Consider the following 18484-nt stretch of genomic DNA (forward strand, 5'->3'; position numbering starts at 1 on the left):
CTATAGCGCTCTTCGTCGGAAGGGGCATCCGCCCGGAGTGGAACTGACGGGCCACCAAAAAGCAAAAGAGCCATGCCTGACCGGGATACGGTCAGGCATGGCTCTTTCAAGCCAATGCTTCGGAGATCAGAAGCGCGAGCCGCCGGAGAAGCGGAACGCCTGGAGCTGGTCCTTGCCGATCCGGCCCAGCGCCGTCTGGACACCCTCGTCCTTCGATAGGGCGTAGGCGTAGTCGAAGCGGATCGGGCCGAGCGGCGAGTTCCACAGGATCGAGGCACCGACCGAGGAGCGGATCGTCGCCTTGTCGCGGACGTTCACGCATTCGGGCTCGACCGTGATCGCACCGGCGCCGAGGTTCGTGTAATTACAGACGCCGCCCAGACCGCCGGGCGTTCCATTGATGAACGCATCGCCGTTCACGTTGAAGTTGCGGCGGCCGTCATAGCCGAACAGCGTACCGGCATCGGCGAAGACCGCGCCCTTTAGGCCGAGATCCCGCGGCAGACCCCAGATCGGAAACTGAACCTCGACCGTGGCGCCGAAGTAGGTCGTGCCGCCGATGGCGTTGGAGCGGGCGTCGGCGATACCGACGTCGCGCGGACCGAGGCCGTTCGGAGCGAAGCCGCGCACGAGCGACGGGCCTAGGAAGAACTGGTCGGTGATGCGCAGCGGCTGGTCGTCGAGGTTCGAGATGTGACCGCCCTGGAGGCGCACGAAGCCGACGACGTCCTCCCACAGTTCCTTGTAGTAGCGGGCGTCGCCCGTCACGCGGAAGAACTTGGAGTCGCCGCCGATGCCGGCGACGTCGGGCTTCAGCTCGCCATAGAAGCCGTTGGTCGGCCGCTGCAGGTTGTCGAGGGTCGAGTAGGCCAGGGTGACGCCCGCCAGCGAGGTCAGCACGTTGCCCTGCTGGCCCTTGAGGGCGATCGAGGCCTCGCCGTCGAAGGCGCAGTCTGGATAGGCCGGAAGGCCGGACACGTTTTGCCCGGTCGTGGGATCAATCGTTCCAGCAGGGTTCGGCCGGGTGTAGCCGGGGATCGCCACCGAGCAATCGTTGTAGGGCCGCTTGATGGTGTTCGGCACCCGCAGCTCGGTGTTGTAGATCGAGTAGCGGAAGGTGACGCCGAATTCCTCGGTGATCGGCAGGCCGAGGCGGAGCTGACCGCCATAGACGGTCGTCTCGTAGCGCGACCAGCGGGTCAGGTCGGAATACTTGTAGAAGGCGTCGAAGCCGGCGGCGAGGCGATAGCCGAGGAAGTACGGCTCGGTGAACGAGAAGTCGATGCCGCGGGCGAACTGGCCGCCCTGCACCGCGAGGCGCACGTACTGGCCGCGGCCGAGGAAGTTCGACTCGGAGACCGAGACTTCGCCGATGATGCCGTCCTGGGTGGAGTAGCCGCCCGCCACCGAGAACGAACCCGTGGGCTGATCCTCGACGTCGATGTTCACGACCACCCGGTCCGGGGCCGAGCCCGGCTCGTTGGAGAAGCGCACCTTCTTGAAGAAGCCCAGACCGTTCAGCCGGCGCTCGGCGCGATCGACCAGCACGCGGTTGTAGGCATCGCCCTCGGTCAGATCGAGTTCGCGGCGGATGACGTAGTCGCGGGTCCGGGTGTTGCCGCGGATGTTGATGCGCTCGACGTAGACGCGCGGTCCGTCCTCGACCACGAAGCCGAGGGCGACCTGATGCGTGGCGCGGTCGCGCTGGCCGGTGGGACGCACCTGGGCGAAGGGGTAGCCCTGGCGGTTGACCTCGTTGGTGACGCCGACGAGCGTCTTTTCCACATCCTCGGCGTTGTAGACGTCGCCGACCTGGGCGCGGATCTGCCCGTCGAGGGCTTCGCGGTCGATGCCGGCGATGCGCGGGTCCACGGCCACCGCGCCGACGGTGTATTGCTCGCCTTCGTCGACGGTGACGTTGATGACCCAGCCGGCCTCCTCGCCCGTCTCGACGTATTGCTGATCGGCGTTGACGATGCGGAAGTCGGCGTAGCCGTTCTTGAGGTAGTAGCGGCGGACGAGGTCGAGATCGGCGGAGATGCGATCGGGATCGAAGACGTCGGAGGTCTTGATGAACGAGAGGAAGTTCATCTCGGAGGAGGACATCAGACCCTTGAGGGTCGATTCCGAGTAGGCCTTGTTGCCGATGAAGTTGATGGCGCGAATGCCGGTCTTGTCGCCCTCGTCGATGGCGAAGATGACGTCGGAGCGGCCGCTCGGCAGGTCGACGAGGCGGTAGCTGACCTTGGCGGTGCCGCGGCCCGAGCGCTTGTAGACGTCGCGGATGCGCTCGACGTCGGCGGCGATCACCGCCGGGCTCAGGGCGCCGCGGTCCTTGGTCTCGACCACGCTCTCGAGCGTCCCCTTCTCGACCTTTTTGTTGCCCTCGAAGAAGACACGGCCGACGACGCTGTTCTCACGCACGCGCACCACGGTGGTGCCGCCGCGGCCGGAGACCTGCACGTCGGAGAAAAGGCCGGTGGCGAGAAGGTTGCGCCGCGCCTCCTCGGGAGACCCGGTGGCGGTGCCGGTGACGTAGGAGCGGATCGTGTCGGAATCGACCCGACGGTTGCCTTCGACGACGACCTGCTGCGCCTGCGCGGCCGCGCCGCCGAGGATCACGGTGGCGGCGGTGGCGACCAGAACGATGGCACGCTCCGCCGACTTTCGCCGGCGCTTTCCCGTCATCGACATCATGTAATCGCCCGTCTCTTTTTGTCTCAGCACGGGTTCGCACCCGCAGGCAGCCGCCCTTAAGGCTCACCGCCCTCTGGTCCCGGCCACGCTTGTATCGGGATTCCCCCACGAAGCAAACGCGGCGGCCGTCCGACATACCAGGATTTTGAGGGGTCGTGGCCTTCGCGCCACTTAACGACGAAGCACCTTTTCACGGGATCTCAGATTAGCGTGAATAGGGCGTAAATATGATCGACAACACGACTTTCCGGTTCGCGTTCTGATCGTAGTAAGGCGGCGTTCACCGCAAAAGCTAACGGCCCGGCGGGGTCGCCGGGCCGTCGATACGGGGCAGGGAAGGGGCGGGGAAGAGAGGTCGGGTCAGGTGCCGCGCTGGCTCAGCGAGGCACCGAGATTGAGGATGTCGTTCCAGGCGGCGAACAGCATCAGCATCAGCACGAAAGCCAGCCCGATGCGGAAGCCGATCTCCTGCGCCCGCTCGCTCAGGGGGCGTCCGCGCACCGCCTCGAAGGCGTAGAACAGCAGGTGGCCCCCATCGAGGAGCGGGATCGGGAACAGGTTGAGCAGCCCGATCGAGACCGACAGGAGTGCGACCAGCCCGATCAGCCCGCCGACGCCGCCGACGCGCGCCACCTCGCCCGAGACCCGGGCGATGCCGATCGGGCCGGAGAGCTGGTCGGCGGATTCGCGCCCGGTGACGAGCTTGCCGATGTAGTCGAAGGTGCGTTCCACCACGAAGGCGGTCTCGTGGACGCCGAGCTTCAGGGACTCGAAGGGGCCGTAATGCACCAGCTTGGCTGCGCCGGCGTTCGGCCCGTTGATGCCGAGCCGGCCGAAGCGGTGGCGGCCGAAGGGCGTGCGCTCCTCGATCATGTCCGGCACGGCGGTCAGGGTCTGGACCTGGCCGGAGCGATCCACGGTCACCGCCAGCGAGGAGCCGGCGGCGGCCGAGACGACGCGCTGCATATCGTTGAAGGTGTTGACGGTCTGGCCGTCGATCGTGCGGATCACGTCGCCGGGCTGGAAGCCCGCCCGCGCGGCGGCGCTGTTCGGCTGTACCGCCTCGACGCGCGCCGGCGTCTCGTAGCGGCCGCCGACATAGATCGCGCCCGCGAAGACGGCGATGGCCAGGATGAAGTTGGCGATGGGGCCGGCGGCGACGATGGCTGCGCGCTTGGCCACGGGTTGGGTCGGGAAGCTCACCGCCCGCTCGTGCGGGCTCATGCGGGCGACCGCCTCCGGGTCGGGCACGCTGGCACCGTTGGCATCGCCCACGAATTTCACGTAGCCGCCGAGCGGGATCGCCGAGAGTTTCCAGCGGGTGCCCCGCCGGTCGTTGAAGCCGATGATCTCCGGGCCGAAGCCGATGGAGAAGGCGGTGACGCCGACGCCGCACCAGCGCCCGACCAGGAAATGGCCCATTTCGTGCACGAACACGACGATCGTCAGCACGATCAGGAACGGGATCACCGCGCCGAAGAAGCCGGCGGCGTTGCCGCCCATGCCGCTCAAGAATTCCATGGCCGTTATCCTTCAGGCCGCGACCCACGTACGGGATCCGTGCGCGTCAAGCGCGAATCCCTGTCTCAACCGTCCGCCCTGACAGGGCGAGCCCATGGCCGGCAAGTCGCGGATCGTCGCACGCCTCACGTTCGAGCGCGAGATCTAATCGCGTACACACCCCTGGGGCCGGGTTTTCCGTCCCCGACAACACTTCGTAAAGGTTAATTCTCGGCTCGGCCCTCGGCGCGGATGGCCGGCACCGCCTCCAGGCTCCAGGCGCGCACCCGCGCGTCGATGGCCAGCGCCTCTTCCACGTCCTCCGGCGCACGGCGGAACTCGCCGGCGAAGTGCTCGACCGCCCGCTCGACCAGCTCGGCGATGCCGTAGAAGGGGATCGCGCCGCGGATGAAGGCGGCGACCGCGATCTCGTTGGCGGCGTTCATCACGGTGGGCGCCGCGCCGCCCTCGGCGAGCGCGGCGCGGGCGACGCGCAGGCAGGGGAAGCGGGCCTCGTCGGCCGGCTCGAAGGTGAGACTGCCGGTCACAGCCAGATCGAGCGGCCGCCCGCGGGCGATCTCCAGACGGTCGCCGAGGCCGAGGCAGTGGGCGATCGGCACCCGCATGTCGGGCATGGCGAGTCCCGCCGTCACCGCGCCGTCGCGCCACGCGATCAGCCCGTGCACGATCGATTGCGGGTGGACGATCACGTCGAGCCGTTCGGCCTCGATGGCGAAGAGGTGGTGGGCCTCGATCAGTTCCAGTCCCTTGTTCATCAGGGAGGCGGAATCGATGTTGATCTTCATGCCCATCGACCAGGTCGGGTGGGCGGCGGCCTCGGCCGGGGTCGCGGCGGCGATGCGCTCGCGGGTCCAGGTGCGGAACGGGCCACCCGAGGCGGTCAGCGTCATCCGGGCGATGTCGGACACGCGGCCGTCGCCCATCGCCTGGGCGAGCGCATTGTGCTCGGAATCCACCGGCAGGATGCGGGCGCCGTAGCGCTTGGCGTCGCGCATGAAGGCGTCGCCCGCGCAGACGAGGCTTTCCTTGTTGGCGAGCGCGATGGTGCGCCCGAGCCGGAGCGCGGCATGGGTGGGCTTGAGGCCCGCCGCGCCGCTGACCGCCGCGACGACGATGTCGGCCTCGCGGGCGACCGCCTCCAGCACCGCATTCTCGCCGGCCCCGTTCGGGATGCCGGAGCCCGCGAGCGCCTCGGCCAAAGCCGGGCCGGCGCTCTCGTCGGCGAGCGCGGCGAAATCCGGCCGCATCTCAAGGGCGAGCTTGGCCAGGGCCGCGGCATCCTTGCCGCCGACGAGCGCGCCGACGCGGAAGCGGCCCGGATGCTGGGTGAGGAGGTCCGTGGTCGAGCGGCCGATCGAGCCGGTGGCGCCGAGGACGGTGACGGTGAGGCTCACGGGATCGGTTCCGTTCAGACTTTCAGAAGCCGCAGGGCGACAAGGCACAGGCCGGCGAGCCCGGCGACGGCGAAGAAGCCGTCGAGCCGGTCCATGACGCCGCCATGGCCGGGGATCGAGCGGCCGGAATCCTTGACGCCGTAGCGCCGCTTGAGGGCGGACTCAACGAGATCGCCCCCTTGCGACAGGATCGAGGCGAGGCCGCTCAGCGCCGCGACCAGGGGGAGCGAGACGGCGGGCAGCGCGTCCCACCCCTGACCGCGGGCGACGAGCACGGTGACGGTTCCGCCGACGATCCCCGCGGCGAGGCCGCCGAGCGCGCCGGACCACGTCTTCTTCGGGCTCACCCGCGGCATCAGCTTCGGCCCGCCGATCAGGCGGCCGGTGAAGTAGGCGACGCTGTCGGTGGACCAGACCACCGCGAACATCCAGGCCGGTCCGACGATGCCGATCTCGGGGTCGATCCGCAGCAGCGTCGGCACCAGGACGACCACGGCGCCGCCGAGAAGGCCCCAGATCGGCTTGCGCCGGCCGGGGCCGTGCCCGAGGGCGAAGAGACCGAGGCTGCCGGCGAGCAGGAGGAGAACCGGAACCCAGACGGGCGCGCCGAGCAGCACCGCGGCGAGCACGCCGAACAGCGTCGCCCCGGTCAGGCCCAGCAGCGGCAGCAGCGGCTCGGAGCGCGTCATGGCGAGCCATTCGGCAGCGCCGACGACGCCCGCGATCAGCCAGATGCCGGCAAAAGCCCAGCCGCCGACGAGGAGCGTGCCGAGCACGACGGTGCCGAGCACCAGCGCCGAGGCGACGCGCAGGCCGAATTCGCGGTTGGCGAAGGGCGCACGCCGGGCCGGGGAAACCGCTTCGTCGCCCGTCATCGGCCGGCTCCGGCGCTGAGGCCGCCGAAGCGGCGGTCGCGGCGGTGGTACTCGGTGACGGCGGCGAGGAACGCGGTATGGTCGAAATCCGGCCAGAAGCCCGGCTCGATCACGTACTCGGCGTAAGCCGTCTGCCATGTCAGGAAGTTCGAGAGGCGCTGCTCGCCCGAGGTGCGGATCACGAGGTCCGGGTCGGGAATGCCGGCGGTGTCGAGCGCCTCGGTGATGGTCGGCAGCTCGATCTCGTCGGCCCGCAGTCGCCCCTCGGCGACGGCCGTCGCGATGCGCCGCACCGCGCGCAGGATTTCCTGGCGCCCGCCGTAATTGAAGGCAACGACCAGGGTCAGGCCTGTATTGGCGCGGGTGCGCGCCTCCGCCTCGTCGAGCAGGCTCGCGATGTCCGCCGAGAGGTCGGCACGGTCGCCGATCACCCGGATGCGGACGTTGTTGGCGTTGAGGTCGGCGAGATCACCGCGGACGAACAGTTTGAGCAGGCCCATCAGCTCGGAAATTTCCGAGGGAGGGCGGCGCCAGTTCTCGGAGGAAAAGCTGTAGATCGTGAGATAGTCGATGCCGAGGGTGATGGCGGAGCGCACCGTTCGGCGGACCGCCTCGACGCCGCGTCGATGACCTTCGAAACGGGGCAGGCCCCGGCTTGCGGCCCAGCGGCCGTTGCCGTCCATGATGATGGCGACGTGGCGCGGCACCGGCTGTCCCGCGCTTCCGGGGGCGGCATCCGCCACCTCCCCGATCTGCCGCGCGCCGTCCGAGCGAACCAACGCAGCCTCCTCCTCTCGCCGCCGCGGTTCGGCGCGGCCCCACCCGTCTCGGTTCAGTGCAGGCCGGGTGTCAGACCTGCATGATTTCCTTTTCCTTGCTCGCCAGCACGCCGTCGATCTCGCTGATCGCGTCGTCGGTGGCCTTCTGCACCTCGGCGGCCTGACGCTTCTCGTCGTCCTGGCTGATGGCGCCGTCCTTCTCGAGCTTCTTGAGGATGTCGAGCCCGTCCCGGCGCACGTGGCGCACGGCGACCCGGGCCTCCTCCGTGTACTTGTGGGCGACCTTGACCATCTCCTTGCGGCGCTGCTCGTTCATCTCGGGGATGCGCAGGCGGATGGTCTGGCCTTCCGTCATCGGGTTGAGGCCGAGGTCGGATTCACGGATCGCCTTCTCGACGTTGGTGACCATCGAACGGTCCCAGACCGAGATCGAGAGAAGCCGCGGCTCCGGCACGCTGACGGTCGCGACCTGGGCCATCGGCATCGAGGAGCCGTAGGCCTCGACCTGGATCGGATCGAGCAGGCTCGGTGTCGCGCGGCCCGTGCGCAGCGATCCCAGATCCTTGCTCAGAGAACTGACGGCACCCTGCATGCGGCGCTTGATGTCGCCCAGGTCGAATTCCGGTGTGGCCATAGGTTCAAAGTCCCGATGCGTTCGGGTGGCAGATCGGCGCGCGGACGCGCCCGGCGCGCGGTGCCGCTACATGAACGAAAAACCGGGTGGCCGCAAATGCGGTTGGGCACCGGCCGGCTTCAGGCGCCGCCGCCGCGCGACGGTGTATCCTTTAACGGTGAGGCCGAGCCTGACCTGCCTCGCCGAAGGGCAACGTGCCTATGCATGTTGCAAATCCGCTGGCGATCCGTTGGATTGTATGTGGTATACCAGAGCCTCGAGCCGACAGGTGGAGCATCTGCCTGCGGAACCGGCAGTGCCGATATCGGTCGAGAAGCGAGGGACGCGCGAGGATGCCCAACCCCGGTGGCCCCGAACAACGCGCTGCACGATCGCACGGATTCCGGATGTTCAGGCCGATCCTGGCCGGCGCGACCCTGCGTGAGCGCCTGATCGCGTGCCTGGGTGCTCTTGCGGGCATCACGCTCACCGGCTTGGTTTGCGGCTGGTTCTTCGGAGAAGGCCCCCACATCCCGTTGATCGTCGCGCCGATGGGGGCGTCGGCGGTGCTGATCTTCGCCGTGCCCGCCAGTCCGCTCGCCCAGCCCTGGTCGGTCATCGGCGGCAACACCATCTCCGCGTTCATGGGCGTGCTTGCCGCGCACCTCATTCCCGATCCGGTCATCGCGATCGGCGTCGGCGTTTCCCTTGCGATCGCGGCGATGTCGCTGACCCGGTGTCTTCACCCGCCGGGCGGGGCCGCCGCCTTGACCGCACTCATCGGTGGACCGGCCGTCACGTCGGCGGGCTTCCTGTTCCCGCTTTTCCCGGTCGGCCTGAACTCGGTCATTCTCGTTGCGCTCGGCATCGGCTTTCACAAGCTCTCGCGCCGCAACTACCCGCACGTCGCCGTTGCCACGCCGGTGAACACGCATGGCACGGGGGATTTGCCGGCCCCGCTCCGGGTCGGCTTCCGGCCTGAAGATGTCGATGCGGCCCTGGTCGCGCTGGACGAGACGCTGGACATCGACCGCGCCGATCTGGACCGCCTGCTCCGGCAGGTCGAACTCCACGCCCTCGTGCGTGCGCGGGGGGATCTGACCTGCGGTGAGGTGATGTCACGGGACGTCGTCACCATCGGGCTCGACGGCAGCGCCGAGCGGGCACGGGAGCTTCTGATCGCCCACAACATCAGGACCCTTCCCGTCATCGACCGCGCAGGCCGGCTCGCCGGTACGATCGGCCTGCGCGAGCTGACGCTGCACGGCGGGGTGGGGCTGGCGCAGGTGATGTCCGAGGCCAGGACCACCGGGCCGGACGACCCGGTGATCGCGCTGGTGAACGACCTGACGGACGGTCATGCCCATGCGGTCGTCGTCACTGCCGACGACCGGCGCGTGCTGGGAATCATCACCCAGACCGATCTGCTCGCGACCCTGATGCGCCTGCTCTCCGCCAAGGCGTTCGCGCTGCCCGATCCGGGCTCACCGTAGCGGCCGGCGCGGCCCGAGAGCACGCCTTTATCGACCCGTCGAAACGCTCACGCCCGGGACCGCTCGGCCGCCGGAGCACCATCGTCTGCGACACCCCGCCGGAAGTTGGCCCGGTTGTTGCCAGAACTCACTCTTTCCTGGCGCTGCCACGTCCGCAGGATTGAGCCGATGCAAGACGGTCCGCTTCTTCAGATGCTCTACGCGGCCCTGATGGCCTCGAGCATGATGCTGACGTGGCAATTCTCCCGCCTGCATAAGCCGTGACCGGCGCCCGCCTCACAGGGCTTCACCCCGCAGCAGGCGCGGAGTCCCGCCCCGCAGCGCCGATGCCTGGCCGATGAAGAAGCGCTTCAGGCCCGGCATCCGATCGACGAGACCGAGGCCGAAGTCGCGGGTGAGCCGCAGCGCCATGCTGTCGTTCGAGAACAGGCGGTTGAGCCCATCGGTCGCCGCCGCCATCGCCACGGTATCGAAGCGGCGCGCCTGCTCGTAATCGCGCAAGACCGCATCCGCGCCGGGATCGAGCCCGAGCCGCAGGGCACCGGTCACCGCCTCGGCCAGGGCCGCCGCCCCGGCGAGGGCGAGATTGAGCCCCTGGCCCGCCAGCGGATGGATGACGTGGGCGGCGTCCCCCAGCAGCGCGAGGCGGGGCGCCCGGAAGCTGCGGGCGAGGCCGAGATGCAGCGGATGGGCACTCGGCCCATGCTCCAGGGCGATGCGCCCGAGTTCGGCCCCGAACCGGCGCTCGATCTCGGCCAGCGTCTCGGCGGCATCCCCGCCGAGCAGGGCCGGCACATCGGCGCTGCGTTCGGTCCAGACGATGGAGGAGCGGTGGCCGAGTGCGCCTCCCGCCTTGAGCGGCAGGATCGCGAACGGGCCGCTCGGCAGGAAATGCTCGAAGGCGCGGCCCTCATGGTCGCGGGCATGCTGAATCGTCGCGACGATCCCCGATTGCGGGTAGGACCAGCCGACCCAGCCGATGCCGGCGGCCTCGCGCAGGGCCGAGCGCGCCCCGTCGGCGGCTACCACGAGCGCGACCTCCTCGACGCTGCCGTCGCTCAGGGTCACCCGGGTCGCGCGCGCGCCCGGCACGGCGGCGGCGACGCCCGCGGCGGCGAGGCGGACGCCCGTTTCCCGCGCGGCGTCGAGCAGCACGGCGACCATCGGCTCGGCCTCGACCATGTGGGCGAAGGGCTCGCCCGTGTCGCGCGCCTCCGTTCCGTCCCCGAAGGTGAGGAAGACCGGCCGCACCGGATCGCCGACCCGGCTGTCGCTGATGACCAGCCGGCGCATCGGCTCCGCCGCCGGTTCGATCCGCGACCAGAGCCCGAGCCGCTCGAACATCCGCCGCGGTCCGGCCGCCACGGCGTAGGCGCGCCCGCGATGGCGCGCCGCGCCGGCCTCCAGGCCCGGATCGCAGACCGTCAGGTCGAGCGCCGGCCCGTGCGCCTGCTTCAGGGCGACCGCCAGGGTCAGCCCCGGAATGCCGGCCCCGGCAACGAGCAGGCCGCGGCTGCCGGCGCGGCGATCCCGAGGGGGACGATTCGTTGCGCTCATCTCGTGACCCTCATGGGCGTCCCTCTTCCGCCCCGTCCGGAGCGGGAGAGGCGGTCGAACCGGTGATATCGCGCCCGGCGCCCGTCCGCATCCCGCGCGAGCGACCGGAGGCTGCGGGACAACGCCGCCGGACTGTCACGCCGCCTGCGGCAGGCGGCGACAGCCGTGACCGATCGCCGGGCCAACCGCAACGTCCCCCGATCTCCGCTCCTGCGCCTCGAGAGGGACGGCGTCTTGAGAGGGACGGCGTCTTGAGACGGAAGACGTCTTGAGAAGGAGGACTCGGCCGATCCATCGAAACCTCAGCGTCGATGGGGCCGGGTGGGAGGCGAGGTGCCGCCTGTGCCGGCGGGAGGGTTCAGCCCGCTTTGACTGGGCGGTTTTCCCGGATGGTCGGGTTTGTCCGGATCAATCGTGTCGATGGTTTCGCCGCTTGCATCCGTTTGTCGGACGAAACCCCGTGATCGTCGGGCTGTCCCTTCCCGTTCTATCGGAGATTGTCAGGCGGGGGCGCCTGCCTCATCGTAGTCACGATGCGCCCACCTGTTCCGCTCTCCGCCGTCCGGACGTTCGAGGCCGCCGCGCGCCGCCGTTCGTTCAAGGACGCGGCGAGCGAGCTCAATCTCAGCGCGAGTGCCGTCAGCCACGCGGTGCGCAAGCTGGAGCAGGCCCTCGGCGTGGCGTTATTCGAGCGTGACAGCCACGGCATCGCCCTGACGGCAGCCGGCGAGGCCCTTCTGGAACATGTCAGCCGCGCCTTCGAAGAGATGAACCGGGGCTTCGACCTCGTCGCGACGCGGGCCCCGCAATTGCTGCGTCTGCACTGCGCCCCGAGCTTCGCCGCGCAGTGGCTGACACCGCGCTTGGCCCGCTTCATGGCCAGCCATCCCGACTTCGAGGTGCGGCTCGCCGCCGGCATGGATTACGCCCGCTTCATCACCGACGAGTTCGATGCCGACATCGTCTACGGTCCGCCGCGCGGCGAGGGGCTCATCGTCATGCCGCTCGGCCAGGAAACGGTGACACCGCTCTGCACCCCCGAGCGCGCCCGCAGGATACGCGAGGCCGCCGACCTTCCCGGCCAGCCGCTGATCCAGAGCGACAACAAGCTCGTGCGCTGGCCGCTCTGGTTCGAGCGCAACGGATTGCGCGCCCCACCCTCCGCCGGCCTTCGCTTCGACCGCAGCTTCCTCGCCATCACGGCGGCGGCCGACGATCTCGGCATCGCCCTGGAATCCACGCTTCTGGCCGAACGGGAATTGGCGAGCGGGCGCCTCGTCGCGCCGCTCGCCGAGCGGGCCTCCAACGTCGACTATACCGGTCATTACCTCGTCTTCCCGGCCCTGATGCGGCGCCGAACGCCGCTCTGCGTGTTTGCGCGGTGGCTCGCCGCGGAACTGCGTGTGGCGTTGCCCCCGGAACTGCCCCCGGAGACGCCGCAATCCGTGCGGGCGCAGCAGCCGGCCCCGGCAAGGTGAACGAAATTCACCTGGGGCTGAAAACTTCGCGTTTGCTGCATTATGGGCCCATGCATCATCTTTCTCATCAATGAGATGAGAGGAAACGAATTGCAGCCGGCCCCGGCAGCGCCGCTGTAGTGCGGACAAGCCCGGGCATCTTGTCGAGGCTCAGCGGCGGGCCCGGCAAATCGGCGGATCTCCCATCTCCCAACAGGCCGAGCGCTGGAGCGGAAGCATCGCCGCCGCGCAGGGAGAGAGACATGCTTCTGAAGGACAAAGTCTGTGTGATCACCGGCGCGGCCTCCGCGCGCGGCATCGGCAAGGCCACGGCACGCCTGTTCGCGGCCCAGGGCGGGCGGGTGGTCATCCTCGATCTCGACGCCGGCCAGGCCGAGGCGGCAGGGCGCGAGATCGGTCCGGGGCATTTCGGGCTCGCCTGCGACGTCGCCGACCGGGCGGCCTGCCAGGCCGCCGCCGACGAGGTGATCGCCCAGGCCGGGCGGATCGATGTCCTCGTGAACAATGCCGGCATCTCGCAGCCCCTGAAGCTGATGGAGATCGAGGCGGCGCACTACGAGGCCGTCACCGACGTCAACCTGCGTGGCACCCTCTACATGAGCCAGGCGGTGATCCCCGCCATGCGCCGCCAGCGCACCGGCGCGATCGTCTGCATGTCCTCGGTCTCGGCCCAGCGCGGCGGCGGCATCTTCGGCGGTCCGCACTATAGTGCAGCCAAGGCGGGCGTGCTCGGCCTCGCCAAGGCGATGGCGCGCGAACTCGGCTCCGACGGCATCCGGGTGAATTCGGTGACGCCCGGCCTGATTCAGACCGACATCACCGCCGGCAAGCTCACCGACGCGATGCGCGCCGAGATCGTCAGCGGCATCCCCCTCGGCCGCCTCGGCGTCGCCGACGACGTGGCCAATGTCTGCCTGTTCCTCGCCAGCGACCTGTCCGCCTACCTCACCGGCGCGGTGATCGACGTCAACGGCGGCATGCTGATCCATTGATCGGAAGGAACACAGCCATGGAGCACCCCCCCGAGATCCACCCCCGCGAAGGCTCGAACGTCTCGCTCGACGACCGTGCCTACCGCATCCGCCGCCATGCCCTGCTGATGGGCGAGGTCCAGGGCCAGGGCTACATCGCCCAGGCGCTCGGCATCAGCGACGTGCTGGCGGTCAGCTACTTCCACGCCATGACCTACCGGCCGGACGATCCGGAATGGGAGGGCCGGGACCGCTTCCTGCTCTCGATCGGCCACTACGCCATCGCCCTCTACGCCGCCCTCATCGAGGCCGGCCTCATCCCGGAGGACGAGCTGACGACCTACGGCAGCGACGACAGCCGCCTGCCGATGTCCGGCATGGCCGCCTACACGCCCGGCATGGAGATCACCGGCGGCTCCCTCGGCCACGGGCTCGGCATCGCCGTCGGGATGGCGCTCGGCCTCAAGCGGAAATCCTCGAAGAGCTTCGTCTACAACCTGTTCTCCGACGGCGAACTCGACGAGGGCTCGACCTGGGAGGCGGCGATGTCGGCGGCGAGCTTCGGGCTCGACAACCTGATCGGCCTCGTCGACGTCAACGGCATGCAGGCCGACGGTCCGTCCCGCGGCGTCCTGAACTTCGAGCCGCTCGCGCCGAAATTCGAGGCCTTCGGCTGGTTCGTCCAGCGGGTGGACGGCAACGACATCGACGCCCTCGTGAGGGCCTTCGACGCCGCCCGTTCCCATCCGGAGCGGTGCCCGCGCATCATCATCTGCGACACCAAGATGGCTAAGGGCGTGCCCTTCCTCGAGGCGCGCGAGCGCAATCACTTCCTACGGGTCGAGGCGGACGAGTGGCGTCAGGCCCTGGCGGTTCTGGACGAAGGGAGGCTCCCATGAGGCGTTCGAAGTACGAGAAGCCGGCGCCGCGCGCGGCCGGCGGCGCCAAGACCTCGGCGATGATCGCCTCGCTGGCCGCGCCCGGCCAGCGGACCAAGCCGGCGCCGTTCGGGAACGCGCTCGTCGAACTCGCCAAGACACGCCCCGATCTCGTCGGCCTGTCGGCGGATCTCGCCAAGTACACCGACCTGCACATCTTCGCCCAGGCCTATCCCGAGCGGTTCTACCAGATGGGGATGGCCGAGCAGCTCCTGATGAGCGCGGCGGCGGGGCTCGCCCGCGAGGGCTTCACACCCATCGCCACCACCTACGCCGTGTTCGCGGCGCGGCGGGCCTACGACTTCATCTGCCTCGCGATCGCCGAGGAGAACCTCAACGTCAAGATCGCCTGCGCCCTGCCGGGCCTGACCACGGGCTACGGCCCGAGCCACCAGGCCACGGAGGATCTGGCGATCTTCCGCGGCATGCCGAACCTGACCATCCTCGACCCCTGCGATGCGCACGAGCTGGAGCAGGTGGTGCCGGCGATGGTGGAGCATCGGGGCCCGGTCTACCTGCGGCTCATGCGCGGCAACGTTCCCCTCGTCCTCGACGAGTACGGGTACCGGTTCGAGTGGGGCAAGGCCAAGACCATCCGCGACGGGCGCGACGTGCTCATCGTCTCGTCCGGGCTGATGACCATGCGGGCGCTCGAAGTCGCGCAGGCCCTGGGCGACGACCGCGTGGACGTCGCGGTCCTGCACGTCCCGACCATCAAGCCGCTCGACGAGGAGACGATCCTGCGCGAGGTCGGCCGCGGCGGGCGGCTCGTGGTGGTGGCCGAGAACCACTCGGTGATCGGCGGCCTCGGCGAGGCGGTGGCGGCCCTCCTCCTGCGCACCGGCACGGTGCCGCCGGGCTACCGCCAGATCGGCCTGCCGGACGAGTTCCTCGACGCGGGCGCGCTGCCGACGCTGCACGACCGCTACGGCATTTCCAGCCAGGCGATGGCCCGCAGCATCCGCAGCTGGCTCTGAGGCGATTGCGGGCGGCGCCGGACGGCCGGCGCCGCCTCCCGAGAGGCCTGCCCACCGCGCCCGAGCGGTGTGGAGCATCCGGCGAGACCGGATGACGATCCCAAAGACCGTCAACGGCGGGGATCGGGCGGCGGGCCGCGACCATCCAGGGAGTGAAACATGCCAGAGGCTTCTCTCAGCCGTCGGCGCCTCGTCGCGGGCGCGGCCGCCCTTCCCCTGTTCGGCATCCTGACGCGCCGCGCCGCGGCGGCCGAGTTCGTCTACAAGCTGGCGACCGGGCAGGATCCGAACCATCCCGTCAACATCCGCGCGCAGCAGGCGATCGACCGGATCCGCGAGGCGAGCGGCGGACGCCTGGAGATCCGGCTCTTCCCGGCCAACCAGCTCGGGGCCGACACCGACCTGCTCGCCCAGGTGCGCAGCGGCGCCGTCGAGTTCCTGAACCTGTCCGCCTCGGTCCTGGCGACCTTCCTGCCGGTGGCGAGCCTGACCAATCTCGGCTTCGTCTTCAAGGATTACGACAGCGTCTGGGCCGCCATCGACGGTCCGCTCGGCGCCTATGTCCGCGAGCAGATCGGGCGCACGCCGATCCTCACCGTGTCGAAGGCCTGGGACAACGGCTTCCGTCACGTCACCTCCTCGACGCAGGAGATCCGCACGCCGGACGACATCCGGGGCTTCAAGATCCGCGTGCCGCAGGCGCCGATGCAGACGTCGCTCTTCCGGGCCCTGGAGGCGGGCGCGACGCCGATCAACTTCAACGAGCTGTACTCGGCCCTGCAGACCAAGGTGGTCGAGGGCCAGGAGAACCCGCTCCCGATCACCGCGACGACGCGGATCTACGAGGTCCAGAAGAGCTGCAGCCTGACCGGGCACATCTGGGACGCCTACTGGATCCTCGGCAATCGCCGCGCCTGGGCCCGCCTGCCCGAGGATCTGCGGATGATCGTCGGACGCGAGCTCGACCGCGCCGCCGACGACGAGCGCGCCGACAACGTGGCGCTCAACGCGAACCTGCGCACCACGCTCGCGGCCAAGGGCCTGACCTTCGTCGACGTCGATCGGGACGCGTTCCGCGACGCCCTCGTCCGGACCAGCTTCTACCGTGACTGGAAAGCCAAGCTCGGGCCGACGGCCTGGGACCATCTCGAGAGCGTCACCGGAAAGCTCGTGTGAGGAAGGCCGCCATGCAACTCGACGTGCAATTCGACGCGCCCGCGCCGGCCGCCCCCGTGCCCGCCGCCGGCCAAAGCTCCCATTTCCAGACCTTCGATCGCGTCTTCGGGCGGATGGTCGAGATCCCCGCGGCGATCCTCGTCGTCCTGGAGATCGTCGTGCTCCTGAGCGGCGTCGTCAGCCGCTACGCCCTGCACCGGCCCCTGGTCTGGTCCGACGAACTCGCCTCGATCCTGTTCCTGTGGCTCGCCATGCTGGGGACGGTCATCGCCTTCCGGCGCGGCGAACACATGCGCATGACCGCCTTCGTCGGCATGGCCACGCCGCGGGCGCGGGCCTTCATGGACACCTTGGCGATCGTGGCCGGCCTCGTCTTCGTCGGAGTTCTGCTGGAGCCGGCCTTCGAGTTCGCGATCGAGGAATCCTGGGTCTACACGCCGGCCCTCGACCTTCCCAATACCTGGCGCGCCGCCGCCCTGCCGGTCGGGTTCGCGCTGATGCTCGTCACCGCCGTGCTGCGCCTCGTGCAGGAGAGCGACTGGCGCCTCACGGGCGCGGCTTTGGCTCTCGGGGCCGGCCTCGCCGCCGTGCTCGCCGGCCTATCGCCGCTCCTGAGCGGCATCGGCAACCTCAACCTGCTGGTGTTCTTCCTGCTCGGCGTCGGAGCCCTGGTGTTCGCCGGCGTGCCGATCGCCTTCGCCTTCGGGCTCTCGACCTACGCCTACCTCATGACCACCACCTACGCGCCCGCCATGGTCGTCGTCGGGCGCATGGACGAGGGCATGAGCCATCTCATCCTGCTCGCGGTGCCGCTGTTCATCTTCCTCGGCCTCCTGATCGAGATGACCGGCATGGCCCGCGCCATGGTCGGTTTCCTGGCGAGCCTGCTGGGCCATGTGCGCGGCGGCCTGCACTACGTGCTGGTGGGGGCGATGTACCTCGTCTCCGGCATCTCCGGCTCGAAGGCCGCCGACATGGCCGCCGTCGCCCCGGTGCTGTTTCCCGAGATGAAGGCGCGCGGCGCCAAGGAGGGCGATCTCGTCGCGCTGCTCTCCGCGACCGGCGCCCAGACCGAAACGATCCCGCCCTCGATCGTGCTCATCACCATCGGCTCGGTGAGCGGCGTCTCGATTACCGCGCTGTTCACCGGCGGCCTCTTGCCGGCCGTCGTCCTCGGCGCGACGCTGTGCGCGCTGGTCTGGTGGCGCTACCGCGGCGAGGACATGGGTCACGTCGTCCGCCCCGGTCGGAAGGCGATCCTGAAGGCGCTCGTCGTGGCGCTGCCGGCGCTCGCGCTGCCCTTCGTCATCCGGGCCGCCGTGATCGAGGGCGTGGCCACCGCCACCGAGGTCTCGACGATCGGCATCGTCTACGCCGTGCTGGCGGGGCTCCTCGTCTACCGGCAGTTCGACTGGCGCCGCCTCATGCCCATGCTGGTGACGACGGCGACGCTGTCGGGTGCGATCCTGCTGATCATCGGCGCGGCCACCGCCATGGCCTGGGCGCTGACGCAGTCCGGCTTCTCGCAGGCGCTCGCCGTCGCGATGAAGGAACTGCCCGGCGGCGCGCTCGGCTTCCTCGTGGTCTCCGCCCTCGCCTTCATCGTGCTGGGTTCGGTGCTGGAGGGAATCCCGGCGATCGTCCTGTTCGGGCCGCTGATGTTTCCCATCGCCCGTGCCGTGGGCGTGCACGAGGTGCACTACGCCATGGTCGTGGTTCTCGCGATGGGGATCGGCCTGTTCGCTCCGCCCTTCGGCGTCGGCTACTACGCCGCCTGCGCCATCAGCCGCATCCATCCGGATGCCGGCATGCGGCCGATCATCGGCTACGTCGCGGCGCTGCTGGTCGGGCTGGTCGTGATCATCCTGGTGCCCTGGTTCTCGATCGGCTTCCTCTAAAGGCCGGAACCGCTTCGGGCTGCGGCGCTGGTTCCCGTCCCCGGCCCCCCCCGAAGCGCAGGATCAGGCTCTCAGAGCACGCCGCCATGCCCGGAGCGGGCGAGCCGATCGACCTGC

Annotated in this window: 14 protein-coding genes; 7 read left to right on the forward strand and 7 right to left on the reverse strand. The window is 69.5% G+C overall.

The genetic code is table 11. The annotated features are described in order from the left end of the window. Positions 1–126: 126 nt before the first annotated feature. The 6 genes from bamA to frr all read right to left on the reverse strand — a co-directional run bounded on the left by bamA (position 127) and on the right by frr (position 7900). Positions 127–2697: an outer membrane protein assembly factor BamA gene (bamA, locus tag E4V01_RS05960; protein ID WP_135297767.1), complete on the reverse strand. Its 2571-nt coding sequence runs from the start codon at positions 2695–2697 to the stop codon at positions 127–129. 360 nt (positions 2698–3057) lie between these two features. Next, positions 3058–4218, reverse strand: a complete 1161-nt coding sequence (rseP, locus tag E4V01_RS05965) for an RIP metalloprotease RseP (RefSeq protein ID WP_060769650.1) — start codon at positions 4216–4218, stop codon at positions 3058–3060. A 203-nt stretch (positions 4219–4421) separates the two neighbouring features. Next, complete coding sequence (gene dxr / locus E4V01_RS05970; RefSeq protein WP_135297713.1) at positions 4422–5612, reverse strand: 1-deoxy-D-xylulose-5-phosphate reductoisomerase; 1191 nt, start codon at positions 5610–5612, stop codon at positions 4422–4424. Positions 5613–5626: 14 nt separating this feature from the next. After that, positions 5627–6487, reverse strand: a complete 861-nt coding sequence (locus E4V01_RS05975; protein ID WP_135297714.1) for a phosphatidate cytidylyltransferase — start codon at positions 6485–6487, stop codon at positions 5627–5629. Continuing rightward, a complete protein-coding gene (locus E4V01_RS05980) occupies positions 6484–7266 on the reverse strand; it encodes an isoprenyl transferase (protein WP_135297715.1) in 783 nt (260 codons plus the stop codon). Before E4V01_RS05980 ends, E4V01_RS05975 begins: the two co-directional genes overlap by 4 nt. Before the next feature lie 70 nt (positions 7267–7336). Beyond that, positions 7337–7900 carry a ribosome recycling factor gene (gene frr / locus E4V01_RS05985; RefSeq protein WP_060769654.1) on the reverse strand — a complete coding sequence of 188 codons (564 nt, stop codon included), beginning with the start codon at positions 7898–7900 and terminating at the stop codon, positions 7337–7339. A 332-nt stretch (positions 7901–8232) separates the two neighbouring features. Between frr and E4V01_RS05990 the strand changes: the two genes are divergently transcribed. Beyond that, entirely contained in the window at positions 8233–9372 is a 1140-nt protein-coding gene (locus E4V01_RS05990) for an HPP family protein (RefSeq protein ID WP_135297716.1), read from the forward strand. 276 nt (positions 9373–9648) lie between these two features. Here the strand turns inward: E4V01_RS05990 and E4V01_RS05995 are convergent, their stop codons facing one another. Next, positions 9649–10929 (reverse strand): FAD-dependent monooxygenase, encoded by a 1281-nt coding sequence (locus tag E4V01_RS05995; RefSeq protein ID WP_135297717.1) that lies wholly within the window; start codon positions 10927–10929, stop codon positions 9649–9651. A 533-nt stretch (positions 10930–11462) separates the two neighbouring features. On the opposite strand from E4V01_RS05995, the gene E4V01_RS06000 reads away from it, so the two are divergent. The 6 genes from E4V01_RS06000 (at position 11463) to E4V01_RS06025 (ending at position 18367) form a co-directional block, all read left to right on the forward strand. Further along, a complete protein-coding gene (locus tag E4V01_RS06000; protein ID WP_135297718.1) occupies positions 11463–12407 on the forward strand; it encodes a LysR substrate-binding domain-containing protein in 945 nt (314 codons plus the stop codon). Positions 12408–12649: 242 nt separating this feature from the next. After that, positions 12650–13399: an SDR family NAD(P)-dependent oxidoreductase gene (locus E4V01_RS06005; RefSeq protein WP_060769657.1), complete on the forward strand. Its 750-nt coding sequence runs from the start codon at positions 12650–12652 to the stop codon at positions 13397–13399. 17 nt (positions 13400–13416) lie between these two features. Beyond that, complete coding sequence (locus tag E4V01_RS06010) at positions 13417–14277, forward strand: transketolase (protein ID WP_135297719.1); 861 nt, start codon at positions 13417–13419, stop codon at positions 14275–14277. Beyond that, on the forward strand, positions 14274–15293 hold the full coding sequence (locus E4V01_RS06015; RefSeq protein ID WP_060769659.1) for a transketolase family protein: 1020 nt from the start codon (positions 14274–14276) through the stop codon (positions 15291–15293). Before E4V01_RS06010 ends, E4V01_RS06015 begins: the two co-directional genes overlap by 4 nt. A 159-nt stretch (positions 15294–15452) precedes the next feature. Continuing rightward, positions 15453–16469 carry a TRAP transporter substrate-binding protein gene (locus E4V01_RS06020; RefSeq protein WP_060769660.1) on the forward strand — a complete coding sequence of 339 codons (1017 nt, stop codon included), beginning with the start codon at positions 15453–15455 and terminating at the stop codon, positions 16467–16469. Positions 16470–16480: 11 nt separating this feature from the next. After that, positions 16481–18367: a TRAP transporter large permease subunit gene (locus tag E4V01_RS06025; RefSeq protein ID WP_135297720.1), complete on the forward strand. Its 1887-nt coding sequence runs from the start codon at positions 16481–16483 to the stop codon at positions 18365–18367. Positions 18368–18484: the final 117 nt, after the last annotated feature.

Origin of the sequence: Methylorubrum sp. Q1, from assembly GCF_004683995.1 — a bacterium.
Lineage (GTDB): Bacteria > Pseudomonadota > Alphaproteobacteria > Rhizobiales > Beijerinckiaceae > Methylobacterium.

What these genes read in the sequence shown, in the direction of transcription:
- bamA (WP_135297767.1), bottom strand. Translation starts at nt 2,697, where the DNA reads ATGATGTCGATGACGGGAAAGCGCCGGCGAAAGTCGGCGGAGCGTGCC.
- rseP (WP_060769650.1), bottom strand. Translation starts at nt 4,218, where the DNA reads ATGGAATTCTTGAGCGGCATGGGCGGCAACGCCGCCGGCTTCTTCGGC.
- E4V01_RS05975 (WP_135297714.1), bottom strand. Translation starts at nt 6,487, where the DNA reads ATGACGGGCGACGAAGCGGTTTCCCCGGCCCGGCGTGCGCCCTTCGCC.
- frr (WP_060769654.1), bottom strand. Translation starts at nt 7,900, where the DNA reads ATGGCCACACCGGAATTCGACCTGGGCGACATCAAGCGCCGCATGCAG.
- E4V01_RS05990 (WP_135297716.1), top strand. Translation starts at nt 8,233, where the DNA reads ATGCCCAACCCCGGTGGCCCCGAACAACGCGCTGCACGATCGCACGGA.
- E4V01_RS05995 (WP_135297717.1), bottom strand. Translation starts at nt 10,929, where the DNA reads ATGAGCGCAACGAATCGTCCCCCTCGGGATCGCCGCGCCGGCAGCCGC.
- E4V01_RS06000 (WP_135297718.1), top strand. Translation starts at nt 11,463, where the DNA reads ATGCGCCCACCTGTTCCGCTCTCCGCCGTCCGGACGTTCGAGGCCGCC.
- E4V01_RS06005 (WP_060769657.1), top strand. Translation starts at nt 12,650, where the DNA reads ATGCTTCTGAAGGACAAAGTCTGTGTGATCACCGGCGCGGCCTCCGCG.
- E4V01_RS06010 (WP_135297719.1), top strand. Translation starts at nt 13,417, where the DNA reads ATGGAGCACCCCCCCGAGATCCACCCCCGCGAAGGCTCGAACGTCTCG.
- E4V01_RS06015 (WP_060769659.1), top strand. Translation starts at nt 14,274, where the DNA reads ATGAGGCGTTCGAAGTACGAGAAGCCGGCGCCGCGCGCGGCCGGCGGC.
- E4V01_RS06020 (WP_060769660.1), top strand. Translation starts at nt 15,453, where the DNA reads ATGCCAGAGGCTTCTCTCAGCCGTCGGCGCCTCGTCGCGGGCGCGGCC.
- E4V01_RS06025 (WP_135297720.1), top strand. Translation starts at nt 16,481, where the DNA reads ATGCAACTCGACGTGCAATTCGACGCGCCCGCGCCGGCCGCCCCCGTG.